16 protein-coding genes are annotated in these 16,202 nt (G+C 58.7%); 10 read left to right on the top strand and 6 right to left on the bottom strand.

Translation table 11 applies throughout. The features are described 5' to 3' along the window. The first annotated feature begins 13 nt into the window (after nt 1-13). Nucleotides 14-421, top strand: coding sequence for a hypothetical protein (locus GV827_RS23990; protein ID WP_328823141.1), 408 nt, complete (start codon nt 14-16; stop codon nt 419-421). A gap of 165 nt (nt 422-586) precedes the next feature. Continuing rightward, nucleotides 587-856, top strand: a complete 270-nt coding sequence (gene rpsO / locus GV827_RS09995) for a 30S ribosomal protein S15 (RefSeq protein WP_164353667.1) — start codon at nt 587-589, stop codon at nt 854-856. Between the two features lie 67 nt (nt 857-923). Here the strand turns inward: rpsO and GV827_RS09990 are convergent, their stop codons facing one another. Further along, complete coding sequence (locus GV827_RS09990) at nt 924-2,321, bottom strand: amidase family protein (protein WP_164353666.1); 1,398 nt, start codon at nt 2,319-2,321, stop codon at nt 924-926. A 100-nt stretch (nt 2,322-2,421) separates the two neighbouring features. Here GV827_RS09990 and GV827_RS09985 point away from each other — a divergent pair, with 100 nt between their 5' ends. Beyond that, nucleotides 2,422-3,537 carry a serine/threonine protein kinase gene (locus GV827_RS09985; RefSeq protein WP_164353665.1) on the top strand — a complete coding sequence of 372 codons (1,116 nt, stop codon included), beginning with the start codon at nt 2,422-2,424 and terminating at the stop codon, nt 3,535-3,537. A gap of 70 nt (nt 3,538-3,607) precedes the next feature. Here the strand turns inward: GV827_RS09985 and GV827_RS09980 are convergent, their stop codons facing one another. Continuing rightward, the gene (locus GV827_RS09980; RefSeq protein WP_164353664.1) at nt 3,608-3,823 is read right to left on the bottom strand and encodes a hypothetical protein; all 216 of its coding nucleotides are present in this window, start codon (nt 3,821-3,823) and stop codon (nt 3,608-3,610) included. Nucleotides 3,824-4,071: 248 nt separating this feature from the next. Here GV827_RS09980 and pnp point away from each other — a divergent pair, with 248 nt between their 5' ends. The 4 genes from pnp to GV827_RS09960 all read left to right on the top strand — a co-directional run bounded on the left by pnp (nt 4,072) and on the right by GV827_RS09960 (nt 8,577). Further along, on the top strand, nt 4,072-6,207 hold the full coding sequence (gene pnp, locus GV827_RS09975; RefSeq protein ID WP_164353663.1) for a polyribonucleotide nucleotidyltransferase: 2,136 nt from the start codon (nt 4,072-4,074) through the stop codon (nt 6,205-6,207). A 144-nt stretch (nt 6,208-6,351) separates the two neighbouring features. Then, entirely contained in the window at nt 6,352-6,909 is a 558-nt protein-coding gene (locus tag GV827_RS09970) for a L,D-transpeptidase (protein WP_164353662.1), read from the top strand. Between the two features lie 142 nt (nt 6,910-7,051). Continuing rightward, a complete protein-coding gene (locus tag GV827_RS09965) occupies nt 7,052-7,903 on the top strand; it encodes a glycosyltransferase family 25 protein (RefSeq protein WP_204325826.1) in 852 nt (283 codons plus the stop codon). Next, a complete protein-coding gene (locus GV827_RS09960; RefSeq protein WP_164353660.1) occupies nt 7,900-8,577 on the top strand; it encodes a hypothetical protein in 678 nt (225 codons plus the stop codon). The genes GV827_RS09965 and GV827_RS09960 overlap by 4 nt, the downstream gene beginning before the upstream one ends. Here the strand turns inward: GV827_RS09960 and GV827_RS09955 are convergent. Beyond that, the gene (locus tag GV827_RS09955; RefSeq protein ID WP_164353659.1) at nt 8,574-9,227 is read right to left on the bottom strand and encodes a peroxiredoxin; all 654 of its coding nucleotides are present in this window, start codon (nt 9,225-9,227) and stop codon (nt 8,574-8,576) included. The genes GV827_RS09960 and GV827_RS09955 overlap by 4 nt on opposite strands. Nucleotides 9,228-9,380: 153 nt before the next feature. Here GV827_RS09955 and GV827_RS09950 point away from each other — a divergent pair, with 153 nt between their 5' ends. Together GV827_RS09950 and GV827_RS09945 are read left to right on the top strand one after the other, a co-directional pair. Further along, entirely contained in the window at nt 9,381-10,808 is a 1,428-nt protein-coding gene (locus GV827_RS09950) for an aldehyde dehydrogenase family protein (RefSeq protein WP_164353658.1), read from the top strand. 164 nt (nt 10,809-10,972) lie between these two features. After that, nucleotides 10,973-11,608: a class I SAM-dependent methyltransferase gene (locus GV827_RS09945; RefSeq protein ID WP_164353657.1), complete on the top strand. Its 636-nt coding sequence runs from the start codon at nt 10,973-10,975 to the stop codon at nt 11,606-11,608. A gap of 6 nt (nt 11,609-11,614) precedes the next feature. Here the strand turns inward: GV827_RS09945 and GV827_RS09940 are convergent, their stop codons facing one another. After that, on the bottom strand, nt 11,615-12,262 hold the full coding sequence (locus tag GV827_RS09940) for an RluA family pseudouridine synthase (protein WP_164353656.1): 648 nt from the start codon (nt 12,260-12,262) through the stop codon (nt 11,615-11,617). Between the two features lie 76 nt (nt 12,263-12,338). On the opposite strand from GV827_RS09940, the gene GV827_RS09935 reads away from it, so the two are divergent. Beyond that, nucleotides 12,339-12,749 carry a nuclear transport factor 2 family protein gene (locus GV827_RS09935; protein ID WP_164353655.1) on the top strand — a complete coding sequence of 137 codons (411 nt, stop codon included), beginning with the start codon at nt 12,339-12,341 and terminating at the stop codon, nt 12,747-12,749. Here the strand turns inward: GV827_RS09935 and rarD are convergent. Next, on the bottom strand, nt 12,746-13,669 hold the full coding sequence (rarD, locus tag GV827_RS09930; RefSeq protein WP_164353654.1) for an EamA family transporter RarD: 924 nt from the start codon (nt 13,667-13,669) through the stop codon (nt 12,746-12,748). The two genes, GV827_RS09935 and rarD, sit on opposite strands and share 4 nt — an antisense overlap. Nucleotides 13,670-13,736: 67 nt before the next feature. Further along, nucleotides 13,737-16,181, bottom strand: coding sequence for a GcvT family protein (locus GV827_RS09925; protein WP_164353653.1), 2,445 nt, complete (start codon nt 16,179-16,181; stop codon nt 13,737-13,739). Between the last annotated feature and the right edge of the window lie 21 nt (nt 16,182-16,202).

Raw genomic sequence — 16,202 nt, 5'->3', positions numbered from 1 at the left:
GCTGAGCGGTGTCGTGGCTGGCCCGGATTCCGATGCGCTATCGGATATTGATGAGGCTGACTTTCTTAATGGCGGTGGCGGTGATGATGTCATTGTCGCGGGCCAGAACGATCAGGTGCATGGCGGTTCCGGAGCGGATCAAATCGTTCTGGGCGACTGGATTGAGAATGGCGCCAGTGCTGCGATCTCTGATTTTGAACCGGAAGACGATTCATTGCTGTTCGTCTGGGACGATAGCGATACCGAAGCAGAGGTGCCGGAAATTGCCGTGCGGCCTGATCCTGACCACGCAGGCCAGCTTCAGGTCTGGATGGGAGATCAGGTCTTGGCACAAGTCAGTGGGCAATCCGAGCTTTCGACGGCTGATATTGCCTTGATCCCGCTCAGCTCTGCCGTGACGCTGGGTCTTGCGGGCAGTTAATGCAGCGTAATAACCGTAATAAACCTTTGCCATCCCCGTTGATTCTTCCTATACGCCACCGTCGCCTGCTGATTCCTGATTGGCAGACGCATCTCCACGGGCCTGTGCTGGACGACATCCCGGCCTGCGCCATACCTTTAACTCAACTTCCGAAAGGAGACCCCGATGTCGATTACTGCTGAAGAAAAAGCACGCGTCATGAAAGAATTCGGCACCAAAGAGGGCGACACTGGCTCCCCCGAGGTGCAGGTTGCTGTTCTGAGCTCGCGTATCGCGACGCTGACCGAGCACTTCAAGACACACAAGAAAGACAACCACGGTCGCCGTGGCCTGCTCAAGATGGTTGCGACGCGTCGTAAGCTTCTTGACTACGTCAAGCGCAAGGATGAGGCCCGCTATCAGGACCTGATCAAGCGTCTGGGTCTGCGCCGCTAAGCGTTGCACGCATTACAGTTGATGAAAGCCGCGTCTGTATCAGACGCGGCTTTTTCATTGTGTGGGATCATCCTTTGGGTGTCACAACACCGATCTTCGGGCTGCGCGCCTCGATCGCCTCGGCGGCGTCGAACAAGATGTCCTCGCGGTACCGCCCTGCGATCAGTTGCGCGCCAAGTGGGACGCGCCCGTCATCACTGGTGCCGAACCCGGTGAAGACAGACAGGCCCGGCAGCCCCATCAGGGGCAAGCCCACCTGTGTCAGCTGCGCTTCGATCACGCGCGGAAAATCCTCAAGGTCCAGCAAATCGCTGAAGGGCGGCTCAGCCGAGACAGGGCAGATCAGCACAGGATACTGCGCAAGGAACATCTGCCAGTCGCGCAGAAAGCCAGCCCTCGATTGCAAAGCATCCATCACCTCGTCGCGGTCGGGAACGGGGGTAAGCTTTTGCATCTCGGCCAGTACATAAAGCGCGTCTGCATCCCCTTCCTTGGCAAAGGCAGCCTTGGCACCGCGCTCCATCTCGGCCAGCCAAAGCTGGGCTTGCAGGCGGGCGGGTTCACGGAACGGCGGGCAATCCGTCTCGACAACCTCCCAACCGGCATCGGCAAGCCGGGTGGCGGCATCACGCAGCGCCTGTTCCACCAAAGGATGGGTATCCAACCCTTCGGGCGATATGCACAGGGCAGCGCGGCGCGGATATTCGGGACCACTCATCGGGACGGGCATATGCCACGGGTCTTCCAGATCAGGTTCCGCCATCGCGGCAAGCGTCAGGCGAAGATCAGCAACAGAGCGGGCGTGCGGCCCGGAAACGGCCATCAATTGCGCGCCGATGTGCCGGTCCGGGGCGCTTGCGTTGCGGGCGGCGACACGGCCCAGCGTGGGGCGAATGCCCTGCAATCCGCAGGCATAGGCGGGATAGCGGATCGATCCGCCGATATCGGTGCCGTGGCCCATCGCGCCGATCCCCGCTGCCGTGGCAGATGCCGCGCCGCCTGAAGAGCCGCCCGGCGTGATCGCCGGATTATGGGGATTTTTGGTATGGCCATGCAGCGAATTGCGCGTGAACCAGCGCAGGGAAAACGCAGGTGTGTTGGTCCGTCCCACGATGACCGCCCCGGCCCGGCGCAGGCTGGCCACGACCGGATTGTCGGAATTGGCGATTAGGTCTTTTTGCAGGCGTATGCCGTTGGTGGTGGCGAACCCCTTCTGATCGACGTTCTCCTTGATGGTGACAGGTACGCCTGCCATTGGGCCAAGCGTTTCGCCTTTTGCGCGCGCGGCGTCGACGGCGTCTGCGGCCTCCAACGCTTCCGCGTCGTTGCGGGCGACCACGGCATTGATTGCCGGGTTCACGGCATCCATCCGGGCCAGCACAGCCTCGCAAGCGGCGAGTGCGGTAATCTCTCCGGCTTTAATCTTGTCTACCGTCTCCGTCGCGGTGAGTTCATAGAGTTCCATGGCATCCTCCCTTTGCGAACAAACTGGCACGATGGACCACGCTTGCACAGGTTCATCTTTGGTCTTAGGGCTTGCAAAATTCAGGTTTCGGGAGGGCGAGATGCAAAAGACAGTGGTGAACAGCTGGAACGAATGGGATCCGCTGAAGCACGTGATCGTGGGGCGGGCAGATGATTGTCATATCCCACCCGAAGAACCTGCGCTGGATGCGAAGGTGCCCGAGGACAGTGACATGCGCGGCCAGTGGGGCCGCCGTCCTCAGGAAACGATTGATCGCGCGAATGAACTGCTGGACAATTTCGCAGTCCTTCTGGAGAAGCGCGGCGTGCGGGTGGATCGGCCCACGCCGATTGATCATGCCCTGCCTGTAACGACACCGGATTTTAACACCGACAGCCAGTTCGGATGCATGCCGCCGCGTGATGTGCTGCTGACAGTCGGGTCGGAAATGCTTGAGGCGACGATGTCCTATCGCTGCCGTTGGTTTGAATATCTGAATTACCGTCCCCTCATGCAGAAGTATTTCGATGAGGATCCGAATTTCCGCCATGAGAGCGCCCCAAAGCCGCGCCTGACCGATGCGGATTACCATCCTGACTACCTGAGCGATAAGATCGGCGTGGAAAAGAGGCTGCAGTGGGCAGCAGAGAAATTCTTTGTCACCACCGAGGAAGAGCCGTTGTTCGATGCGGCGGATGTGCTGCGGTTTGGCCGTGATCTGGTGGTGCAGCACGGGTTCACCACGAACCTGAAAGGGATCGAATGGCTGCGCCGTCATTTCCCCGATCACCGGGTCCATACGGTCAACTTTCCCGGCGATCCCTACCCCATTCATATCGACGCCACCTTTACGCCGTTGCGGCCTGGTCTGATCCTGAACAACCCGCAGCGCAGGTTGCCGGAGGATCAGCGCGGTATGTTCGAGGCAAACGATTGGGAGATCGTTGATGCCGCACAGCCTGCCCACAACACCCCGCCACCGCTGTGTTATTCGTCAACGTGGCTTTCAATGAACGTACTGGTTCTGGACCCCAAGACCGTCTGCGTGGAGAAGTCCGAGGTCTATCAGGCCGAGCAGATGGACAAGCTGGGCATGGAGGTCGTCGAGGTCGAGCTGCGGGACGCCTATGCCTTTGGGGGCGGGCTGCATTGCTGCACGGCGGACGTCTACCGCGAAGGCGGGTGCGAGGATTATTTCCCAAGCCTATCGGCGTAAAGAAGCGGCGGATTTATCCGGGAGCCCTCGTGTTCGGCATCACGCCGCCACTTTGATACCTAAGGTCTGGCTAGACAGGCATGTTCTCGAACATGTCGTCAAAGGCTTCCTCTTCCAGCTTGCGCTCAATCTGGCGAAGTCGCAGAGGGATTGGCTGATGGTGCGCCGCAAGCGTCTGGATCACGCGCTGGACCTCCGGGCGCAGTTTCAGCCGGTCCTCGGGCTGGGTATTTTCGAACATCTGTTCTAGGTGGGCAGCCTTGGCTTTCAGGTCATGTGTGGTCATATCGTCATCCTCCCCATGTCGATTCTATCGCAAAGATATCACAACCGTCGCGTGCAGTTATTACTGATTGGTTAACGCGCTGTGACCGGCGATTTGTCGCCCTTTCCACGGGCCGAAAACTCCTGTACACGCGGCCCATCTGAAAGCCGGCGCCCGGACCGCAGCGCCTCTCATATGAAGATACCGCGGTCAGGGGCAATTCGGCCCCTATGCAAATGGTCCAACGTGGACCGAAACAGGAAACGTAGATGTTTAACGTAACGAAAAAAGAGATGCAGTGGGGTGAGGAAACGCTCACACTGGAAACCGGTAAAGTGGCCCGTCAGGCGGATGGGTCCGTGATTGCAACGCTGGGCGAAACCAGCGTCATGGCGAACGTCACTTTTGCACGTCAGCAAAAGCCAGGTCAGGACTTCTTTCCACTGACCGTCCACTACCAGGAAAAGTATTACGCCGCGGGTAAAGTGCCCGGCGGTTTCTTTAAGCGCGAGGCGCGTCCGACCGAAAAAGAAACGCTTACCGCGCGTCTGATCGACCGTCCGATCCGCCCGCTGTTCGTACCGGGCTTCAAAAACGAAGTTCTGGTGATGTGTACCGTGCTGTCCCACGATCTGGTCAACGACCCAGACATGGTTGCGATGATCGCGGCTTCTGCCGCGCTGACCATTTCCGGCGCGCCCTTCATGGGTCCGATTGCCGGTTGCCGTGTTGGTTTCGAGGATGGCGAATACATCCTGAACCCAACCGTGGATGACATGCAGGATCTGCGTCTGAACCCGGAACAGCGTCTGGACCTGGTTGTTGCCGGCACCAAAGACGCCGTGATGATGGTTGAATCCGAAGCCTACGAGCTGAGCGAAGAGGAAATGCTGGGCGCGGTAAAGTTCGCGCACGAAAACATCCAGCCCGTCATCGACCTGATCATTGATCTGGCCGAAGATGCCGCGAAAGAGCCGTTCGATTTCCAGCCGGTCGATTATTCCGACCTCTATGAGGCCGTGAAAAAGGCAGGCGAGAAAGAGATGCGCGCCGCTTTCGCGATTATGGACAAGCAAGAGCGCACGGCAGCGGTTTCGGCCGCCCGCGAGACGATCAAAGGCCAACTCTCTGATGAGCAGCTTGAGGACGCGAACCTTGGCTCCGCGATGAAGAAGCTGGAAGCGTCAATCCTGCGCGGCGATGTGGTGAAAACCGGCAAGCGTATCGACGGTCGTAAAACCGATGAGATCCGCGATATCGTCTGTGAGACAGGCATTCTGCCGCGGACGCATGGTTCGGCGCTCTTCACCCGTGGTGAGACGCAGGGTCTGGTTGTGACCACTCTGGGCACCGGCGACGATGAGCAGTTCATCGACGCGCTGCACGGCAACTTCAAGTCCAACTTCCTGCTGCACTACAACTTCCCACCCTATTCGGTTGGTGAAGTGGGCCGCGTGGGCCCTCCCGGCCGCCGCGAAGTGGGTCACGGCAAGCTGGCATGGCGTGCGCTTCAGGCGGTTCTGCCTGCGGCAACGGACTTCCCCTATACCATTCGCGTGGTGTCCGAGATCACGGAATCCAACGGCTCGTCCTCCATGGCCTCCGTCTGCGGTGGCTCGCTGTCCATGATGGACGCGGGCGTGCCGCTCAAGACAGCCGTGGCCGGTGTGGCGATGGGTCTGATCCTTGAGGATGACGGGTCTTACGCGATCCTGTCCGACATTCTAGGTGACGAAGACCACCTTGGCGACATGGACTTCAAGGTTGCCGGCACCAAGGACGGCATCACATCCTTGCAGATGGACATCAAGGTCGCGGGCATCACGCCCGAGATCATGGAGAAAGCCCTGGCTCAGGCCAAGGACGGCCGGATGCACATCCTGGGTGAGATGAACAAGGCGATCACCGGTGCGGCCGACTTCTCTGTCCATGCGCCACGCATTGAAACCATGCAGGTGCCTACGGACAAGATCCGTGAAGTTATCGGATCCGGCGGCAAGGTCATCCGTGAAATCGTTGAAGTGTCCGGCGCGAAGGTCGACATCAACGACGAAGGCATCATCAAGATCGCATCGCCAAACGGCGACAGCATCAAGAAAGCCTACGACATGATCCACGCCATCGTGGCCGAGCCCGAAGAAGGCGCGATCTACACAGGTACGGTCGTCAAGATCGTGGACTTCGGTGCCTTCGTGAACTTCTTTGGCAAGCGCGACGGTCTGGTCCACGTGTCCCAGATCGAGAACCGCCGCCTGAACCATCCTTCGGACGTTCTGAAGGAAGGCCAGGAAGTGAAGGTCAAGCTTCTGGGCTTTGACGATCGCGGCAAGGTGCGCCTGTCGATGAAAGTTGTCGATCAGGAGACCGGCGAAGAGATCAAGAAAGAAGAGAAAGCGGAGGACTGATCCGCACCTTCTTTGAACAATCGCAAAAGCCCCGGTGGAAACGCCGGGGCTTTTGTCTTGCAGGCTTGACAGAGCGGCTCGAAATGCAACTTTTTCCGAAGTCTCGGCGTTATTTAACCGAACAAAGAAAGAGGACGATGAGAAATGCCTTTGAGCAGACGCAATTTTCTGGCCACGGGTGCCGCAACTCTTTTCGGCGGACAGGCCGTCGCCGCCACCCAAGCCTACCAGATACCGCCCGAACATCAGGCGCGTATCGTCCGGATCAAGGCGGAGTTCGAACCGGGCGAAATCCACGTCGACCCCGGGCAGTTCGCGCTTTACTGGACGATGCCGGGGCGCAAGGCTGTACGCTATCCCGTGGGTATTGGTCGCGAAGGACTCTACGAGAGTGGCGCGTTCACCATTGGTCGCAAGGCTGAATGGCCGCGTTGGACGCCAACCAAGGCGATGATCGAACGGGAACCCGAGAAGTATCTGCAATACGCCGACGGCATGGACGGCGGCCCCAACAATCCGCTGGGGGCGCGCGCACTGTATCTCTACGACGGGGACCGTGACACCCTTTTGCGCATCCATGGTACGCCCCAGCCGCATACGATGGGCACGCGCCGGTCAAATGGCTGTGTTCGGATGATCAACGCCCACGCGATTGACCTGTATGAGCGGGTGCCCAGTGGGACGCGCGTCGTCCTTCATTAAGCCTTCAGATCCAATGTGGTGCTCCCCGATGCGCCGCATCGGGGAGTATGGTGTCTGCCTGATTGAACATGGTTGCGACGAAAATTTCACCTGTGGGAAATAGGAAAACAACTAGCCACGCGATGGCGAATTCCCCAACAGCATGCAGCCATTTCTTCACCGCTGGGTGACAGCATCTGCTAGCGCCGGTCAGAACGATCCGCTAGGATCGGGCGCGATGACTGACCTGCCGATCTTCCTCATCAATCTTGATGGTTCTGACGCACGTCTTGATGCGGCTACAGAAGCTATGCGGTCAGAGGGGGTCGCCTTTGTCCGTCACTCGGCGTTCGATGGAAGGTACAAGGACCTTCGTGAAGTCCCTGAATATAGCGCCGAGGCGGCACGCGCGTTGATGGGGCGCGATCTGACGGGCGGAGAAGTCGGTTGTTATATAAGCCACGTAGAGGTGGCGAAGCGATTTCTCGCTTCAACTGCTCGATTTGCGCTGGTGCTGGAAGATGACATGAAACCCCTGCCCGGTGCGTTTGCGATATCGCGAGCGCTTCTGGCGGATGCACAGGACGACCGGACCGCATGGGATGTGGCCCACCTTGCCGCAGGCAAGCTGAAGATCGCAACTCCGCTTTACGAGATATATGCCGGGTCGCAAATGACGATGTTGCACCGCGCACATTACTTCCCGATGCGCACGACCGCGCTGCTTTGGTCCCGCGGAGGCGCTGAAAGATTTGTGCGCTCTGCCTACCCCATCACATGTCCGGTCGATATTCACCTGCGTCGCCTGATGCAGCAAAACGATGGCGGTGTCGCACTTTATCCGCCCTGCTTTTCCACGACCGACGCAGAAAGCGAAATTGTCTCAGGGATCGGAAACAAGCGCGGCGGAGACAGCCGCAGCCCATCCTATCCGCTGAAACGGGCCGCGCGCGTGATCGCAGAGAACCGACGCGCCAACACTCTCAAACGGCGTGCGAAAAGGGCACTGACATGAGCATCCCTGTCGTGCACAGCTATTATCGCGACAACATCCCACCCGAATTGGTTGCCGCGCAGGCGCGGGTGTTCAAGCACTTCGATATCCCGCTGAACCAGTTTTTGGACAACGCTCAGACACATGCAGGCTGGATGGCGCAGGTACTGGCAGGCCCGCCAGAGCATGACGTCGTGGTGATCGCCGATATCGATGCTTTCCCATTGTCGCGGGACGCGTTTGACCGGATGGTCTCAAGCGCGAAAGACGGGGCGTTGGTGGGCTTGTCGCAGGTGGCAAACCACAAGGATCCCAATCGCGTTTATGCGGGCCCGATGTTCATGGCACTGCCATCGACGATGTATGCTGATTTTGGGGAACCGGGACTTGAGCGGACCGATGATCAGGACGTCGCACAAGTCCTGACCGACATCGCGCAAGAGCGCGACGTGCCAGTGTCCCTGATTCCGCCACGGTTTGCTATTCAGCCGAAATGGCCGTTGGCAGATCAAGGTGTGTTCGGTGTTGGAACGTTTTATGGAGAGATGGAATTCTTCCATCTGTTCCAGTCTCGCAAGCGTAGTTCGGTTGAACTGTTCTGCGCGGTCGCTGATGGAACGATCACGGGGCGACACGATTACCAGAAATATCTGGATACCATGACGCCCCGCAAAAAAGTCTTTGGCCTGTTTTAGCTGGGATCGCTGGTCATCCGCAGGTAGGGCAGCACGGTTTTGAAATCGCCAAACTTGGTTTTCGCGTCTTCGTCGGACACGGCTGTCGGGATGATCACATCATCGCCCACATTCCAGTTGGCGGGTGTTGCAACGCCTTTTCCCGTTGAGGTCTGCAGCCCATCCAGCGCGCGCAACACTTCGGCAAAGTTGCGTCCGACGGTCATGGGATAGGTCATCGAGAGCTTCAGTTTCTTGTCCGGCCCGATGATGAAGACAGACCGCACCGTCGCAGAATCGGCTGGCGTGCGACCGTCGGGCAGATAGGCTTCGGCAGGCAGCATGTCGAATGCCTTGGACACTTCGAGGCCCTCATCCGCGATGATCGGGAAACCGGCCTTGGTGCCTGCTACCGTTTCAATATCGCCTTTCCACTTCTTGTGGTCCTCAACGCCATCGACGCTGACGCCGATCACCTTGGTGCCACGTTTGTCCCATTCATCGGCAAGCTGTGCGACAGCGCCGAATTCCGTGGTGCAGACAGGTGTGAAATCCTTTGGGTGAGAGAACAGGATGGCCCAGCTGTCGCCTACGAAATCATGCAGGGACATGGTGCCTTGGTCGGTTTCGACGGTCAAATCAGGGATCGTGTCGTTGATGCGCAAGCCCATGGTATCCTCCGGGGTCAGATTTATATTCTATCTTAGTATGTAGTCATTCCCGCCCAGCACACCACCCCTTGCAGTGGTGCAAGCGCGGTGACACAGTGGCGCGAATTTGGGCGGCCCCGCGTGGCGCGCCCCACCAATAATAAGGAGTTACCGATGTTGGAAAAGCGTGAGTTCTATATCAATGGCAAGTGGGTCGCCCCCGCCAAGGCCAATGATTTCCCCGTAATCGACCCTTCCACCGAAGAGCAATGCGCCGTGATATCCCTTGGCGATCAGGCGGATACGGATGCGGCTGTCGCCGCCGCACGTGCGGCTTTCGACGGCTGGTCGCAGACCCCGCGCGAAGAGCGCGTGGCGCTGATCAAGAAACTCGCCGAGATCTATGATCGCCGCCAGGAAGAGATGGCGCAGGCCATGTCGATGGAAATGGGCGCGCCGATTGACCTGAGCCGCCAGCAACAGGTTGGCGCAGGCAGCTGGCATATTGGTGGTTTCCTCAAGGCTTTCGAGACCTTCGAGTTCGAGAAAGACTTTACCGCAACCGAGAAGACGCTGCTGGAGCCTATCGGGGTTTGCGCATTGATCACGCCCTGGAACTGGCCGATGAACCAGATCATCCTCAAGGCGATCCCGGCAGTGGCAACCGGCTGTACGGTCGTGCTGAAGCCGTCCGAGATTGCACCGCTGTCCGGCCTGCTGTTTGCGGAGTTCATGGATGAGGCGGGCTTCCCCCCCGGTGTGTTCAATATGGTCAACGGCGATGGCGCGGGCGTCGGCTCGCAACTGTCCTGCCACCCTGATGTGGATATGGTCAGCTTTACCGGCTCCACCCGTGCGGGCATCGCGATTTCCAAGGCCGCAGCAGACACCCTCAAGCGCGTCAGTCTTGAGTTGGGCGGTAAGGGTGCGAACATCATCTTTGAAGACGCTCACCCCAAGGCAGCCAAGGCGGGTGCGATCCGCTGTTTCCGCAACTCCGGCCAGTCGTGCAACGCACCGACCCGGATGCTGGTGCACAAGTCGCGCTATGACGAAGCGGTCGAAATGGCGGCAGATGTCGCCAACAACACCCATGTCGGCCCGGCGTCCGAAGAAGGCAAGCACATCGGTCCGGTTGTGTCCGAAGCGCAGTACAACAAGATCCAGGGCCTGATCGAGAAAGGAATGTCCGAGGCGCGGCTGGTTGCCGGTGGTCTGGGCCGCCCCGATGGGCTGAATCGTGGCTATTACGTCAAACCGACGGTCTTTGCGGACGTGACAAACGACATGACCATCGCGCAGGAAGAAATCTTTGGCCCCGTTCTGTCGATCATCCCGTTCGAGACCGAAGAAGAAGCGGTGCAGATCGCAAATGACACGCCTTACGGCCTGACCAACTACGTTCAGACCGAAGATGACGAGAAGCGCCGCCGCGTGGCGCGCCGTCTGCGGTCGGGCATGGTGGAAACGAATGGCGTGGGCTTTGCCCAAGGCTCCCCCTTTGGTGGGTACAAGCAGTCCGGCAATGGCCGTGAAGGCGGGGCGTTCGGGCTTGAGGAGTTCCTTGAAGTCAAAGCCGTATCCGGTTGGGCCGCAGGCTAAGGCCATCTGAAGAATCAAGGGACAGGCCGCCTGATCGGGCGGCCTTTTTTTATTCTGACCCTTTGATCGGTGCTGATCAGACGCGAGCCACAGATATCAAGTCATTTACACAAACGGCTTCAGGGTGAATGCTGTCGGGGTGGCCGGATCAAAGGGGATGAGGCGTGCGATCATATGAGACCGAACAATTCATCGAGGACCTCAAGAGCATCGAAACCCGATACCTTGAGATGATGCGAAAGTGCGAGATATTCAAAGCAGCGCTGGAAGCACCGGATACATGGGCCGTCCCCGAAGTCGAAAGCGCCGAAGGCCAGTTTCAGTACATCCCCTATGTTCTTGACGGGCTGGCAGACATCCTTCTGGATCTTTCCGTTGTCCTGCCGGACGATCCAGATTTTCGCCATTCGCGCCAGCCCATCCGCCCGCTGACGCTGGTCGAGATCGGCTGTGGGATTGGCCGCAACCTCAGCCTTTTTCGCACTCAGAAACTGATCCCGATTGTCAAAGCTGTCGGCTTTGACATCGTGCCGGAGTACATCGAAACGGCACAGCGCATATATGGACTGGGTGAGGATGCCTTTGTCGATGATGCGATGAAGTTCGACTATTCGGGGTTTGACCTGCTGTTCTTTTACCGGCCCTTTTCAGACGATGACATGCAAACCGCCTTTGAAGAGTTGCTGATGGACAGCGCCAAACCCGGCGCGATTATCATCGGCTTGAACACAGAGCGCATGCAAAGCTCTCGCAAGGTGGTCGAGGTTGGCACAAACGGGTCCTGCTACAAGAAGCTTTGAGCACTGTCAGAACGGGGCCTTGGCCCGCACCTTCATGGATATGCCGCCTTGCGGATGTTTGAAACGCAACTCCTCTGAGTGCAGCATCAGCCGGGGGTAATCGCGTGCGGGACCCGTGGCATAGAACGGGTCACCCAAGATCGGATGACCGAGTGCAAGCATATGCACACGCAACTGATGGCTGCGGCCTGTTTTGGGGCTCAGGCGCATACGCGCGGTATGATCGTCTGACTTGATGACCTTCCATTCCGTTTGCGCGGGCTTGCCCGTTTCATGGCAAACCTTTTGCAGTGGACGGTTGGGCCAATCCACGATCAGCGGCAGGTCAATCAGCCCTGACTTCTGCTCAGGCACCCCCCAGACGCGGGCGACGTAGGTCTTCCGCGTCATGCGTTTTTCGAATTGCAGGCCCAGATGGCGCTGCGCGTAGCGTGTCATGGCAAAGATCATCACGCCGGATGTGTCGCGATCCAGCCGGTGCACCAGCAGCGCTTGAGGGAATGCGGCCTGCACGCGGGAAATCAGGCAATCGGCCAGATGCTCGCCTTTGCCCGGCACGCTGAGCAGACCGCTGGGTTTGTCGACCAGCAGCACCTCGGCATCTTCGTGCAGCACGACCAAGGGGTCAGTTGGAGGGGAATACGTTACGTCCATTGCCGCCCTCGTCACAGATCGCGGATAGGTTTTCAACCCATCCCGTGCCAGTCTTGGCCTTACAGAGGAGGCCCACATGCACCCGACAATCCAGAAGTTCCACGACCTTGTCCTTGCAAAAGACCACGATGGCGTGCCAGCGCTGATGGCAGAAGACGTGCGTTTCAAGCCGCCGACCTATTGGGCAACTTGGAACGGGCGCGACGCGGTGTCAGCCGTTCTGGGTCACGTGAACGAGGTGTTTGAGAACTTTGTCTATCGCCGGGTCATGGGAGAGGGCCAGGACTGGGCATTGGAGTTTCAATGCACCATAGAAGGCCTGGACTGTGTCGGTGTCGATCTGATCACCCTGAACGAAGAGGGCCTCATGCAGGATTTCGAGGTGGTGATGCGCCCGCACAAGACCATCGGAGCGCTGCGCGAAGCGATGAACAAGCGTGTGGCGACGGACCCCCGCTTTCTCAAATTCCGCGAGGCGTTGTCTTAAGCCACACGCGCACTGCGTATCTGCCGCAGCATTGACCAAGAGTAGACCACCAATGCAGCCCAGATCATCGGGAAGGCGATCATCCGCGCCCGACCGAAGGTTTCGCCAAAGACAAAGACCGCGACCAGAAAGATCAATGTTGGTGCGATGTATTGCAGAATGCCGATCGTCGACAGCCGCAGCAGCTTGGCCCCGTTGGCATAGAACATCAGCGGTACCGCAGTCACCACACCACACCCCATCAGCAGCCATGTATCGCGGTCAAAGCTGAGTGAGAAATGCGACTCTCCGGCAGCCGTGAGATAGGCCAGATAGCCTAAGGCCGGGACAGACAGGATCAGCACCTCAAGCAGGAAGCCCTGATTTGGCCCAATCGGCAGGCTCTTTTTGGCGAGCGCGTAAAACCCCCATGACACAGTCAATACAAGCGACACCCAAGGAATGCGCCCCGCCTCGACAGTCAGCACCACAACCGCAGTTGCTGCCAGCGCGATAGCGACCAGTTGCGCCCGCGTCAGACGTTCACCAAGGATCACGGCGGCCAGAAAAATACTGAACAGAGGGTTGATGTAATAGCCCAGCGCGGCGTCCAGCGCTTGTCCGGTCACGATCGCCCAGATGTACACACCCCAGTTGACCGAGATCAGCACCGCCGTGACACAGCCCATGACCAACATCCGCGGATTGCGCAGCGCTTCGTTCAGGGCCGACGTGCGGCGCAACACGATCAGCACCGCAGCCGCAATGGGTACAGACCACAGGACCCGATGCACCAGAACTTCGACCACCGGGATATGAGACATGATCTTCATATAGATCGGCAGGAAGCCCCACAGCCCGTAGGCCATCAACGCAAAGAACAAGCCCTGAAGGGTGTCTTCGTTGGTTTTTGGGGATGTCCTGGTATCGGGGCTGCGCATGGGGTTCTCCGTTCGCCCTAGGGGTATGGCAAACTACAGCCCCCTGAAAAGACTTACTTTGTACCCGTTACACTTTCGCCCGCTCGGCCTTGGGATCATACATCGGCGTGATTGACGCCTTGGCCGGCACCCTCGTACCCGCCACATCAATCTCGTACGCGGAGGCAAGCAGGTCTGCTGCGTTTTCCCCCTTGCACGGCACGTAGCCCATTCCAATGGCACCGCCCAGCGCGTGACCATATGCACCAGAGGACAGGTAGCCGACGATTTCACCGTCCCGCAGCACTGGCTCATTATGATACAGCAGCGGTTCGGGGTCGGTCAGGCGGAACTGGACCATGCGAGTGGACAATCCTTCGTCCTTCTTGCGCAACACCGCGTCACGTCCGATGAAGTCCATCTTGTCGGTTTTCACGGCAAAGCCAAGCCCCGCTTCAAGCACGTGATCCTCAGGCGTGATGTCGTGACCAAAGTGTCGAAAGCCCTTTTCGATCCGACAAGTGTCCATCATGTGCATGCCACACAGCTTAAGGCCAAAGTCCTGTCCAGCCTCGGCCAATGTTTCGAACACATGGCCCGCCTGATCGGTGCTGATGTAAATCTCCCAACCCAGTTCGCCGACATAGGTCACCCTGTGTACACGAGCGAGACCCATGCCAATCTCGATCTCTTGCGCGGTGCCAAAGGGATTCGCAGCATTTGAAAAATCATTGGGCGACACCGCTTGCATTAATTCCCGCGCGCGCGGGCCCATGACGGCAAGCACGCCCTCACCCGCGGTCACATCGGTGATGACCACATTAAAATCGCCCTGATGGCGACGCATCCAAGTCTCATCCGCGAGCCGCGTCGCGGCGGGGGTGACAACCAGATAGGCTGTTTCGGACACGCGGGTGACGGTCACATCCGCCTCGATCCCGCCACGAGGATTCAGAAATTGGGTGTATACGATCTTGCCAACAGGCACGTCATATTGCCCGCCGCCGATATGGTTGAGAAACGCAGTCGCATCCCTGCCTTCGACGCGGATCTTGCCGAAGGAGGACATGTCGTACATGCCGACATTTTCACGCACCGCCATGTGTTCGGCGGCGACGTTGTCGAAAAAGTTTTGCCTTTTCCAACTGTATGCGTACTCCGGCTTCTGTCCGTCATCTGCAAACCAGTTGGCGCGCTCCCAGCCTGCCAGTTCTCCCATGACCGCGCCCCGATCCAGCAGGTGCTGGTGGAACGGCGTGCGACGCACACCCCGCGCTGTCGCTTTCTGGCGGTAAGGGAAATGATCTGCATAAAGCAGGCCCAGCGTTTCCTTGGAGCGTTCCGCAAGATAGGTCTTGTTGCCTTGGAAGGGCTGCATGCGGGCAATGTCCACATCGCCCAGATCGAAAGGTTTTTGCCCATCCTCCATCCATTGTGCCAGCGCCATGCCCGCACCACCCGCTGACTGGATGCCGATAGAGTTGAAGCCAGCGGCGACCCAGACATTGTCCATCTCAGGTGCCAGGCCAAGGTGGTAGGCGTCATCAGGGGTAAAGGACTCAGGGCCGTTAAAGAAGGTGTGGATACCGGCCTCCCCCAGCATGGGCATCCGGTTCACGGCGTTTTCAAGGATCGGCTCGAAATGGTCGAAATCCTCTGGCAGTTGATCGAATTCGAAGTCTTCCGGAATGCCGTTCAGCGCCCATGGCTTTGCGTGCGGCTCAAAGGCGCCCAGCATCATCTTGCCCGCGTCTTCCTTGTAATAGGCGCATTCGTCCGGGACGCGCAAAACAGGGAGTTGGCTGAGACCTTCGATGGGTTCAGAGACGATGTAGAAATGCTCGCAGGCTTGAAGCGGTACGTTGACACCCAGCATCCGGCCGACCTCATGACCCCACATCCCACCGCAGTTCACGACCATCTCACATGCGATGTGGCCGGTCTCGGACCCCTGTTCCCAGTCCACCCCGGTGATGCGACGCCCCTCGCGTGTCACACCGGTCGCCTTGGTTCGTTCAATGACCTTGCCACCGCGCTGACGAGCGCCCTTGGCCAATGCCAGCGCGATGTTGGCCGGATCGCCCTGCCCGTCCTTGTCGAGGTAAACCGCGCCGGTGACGCCCTCGATGTTAAGATGTGGGTATTTCGCCAGCACCTCCTGTGGGCTGATTTCTTCGACGTCCACCCCGAAAGCGCGGGCCATGGCAGCCTGTCGGTAGATCTCTTCCCGGCGCTCTTCGGTCAGCGCAACGGTGATGGAACCTACCCGTTTGAACCCGGTTGCGACCCCGGTTTCCTCTTCAAGATTGCCGTAGAGTTCCTGTGAATACTTCGCGAGCTTGGTCATGTTCGCCGTCGCGCGTAGTTGCGCGATAAGGCCAGCGGCGTGCCAAGTGGTGCCAGAGGTCAGCTGTTTACGTTCCAGCAAGACCACATCCTTCCAACCGAGTTTGGTAAGGTGGTAGGCCACGGAACAGCCAATGACGCCGCCGCCAATGATAACGACGCGGGCGTGAGAAGGGACTTCAGCCATCTCTTGATCCTTTAGAAGATG

The sequence above is a fragment of the Sulfitobacter sediminilitoris genome (assembly GCF_010667575.1).
Lineage (GTDB): Bacteria > Pseudomonadota > Alphaproteobacteria > Rhodobacterales > Rhodobacteraceae > Sulfitobacter > Sulfitobacter sediminilitoris.
This window is presented reverse-complemented; position numbering and strand designations above follow the sequence as displayed.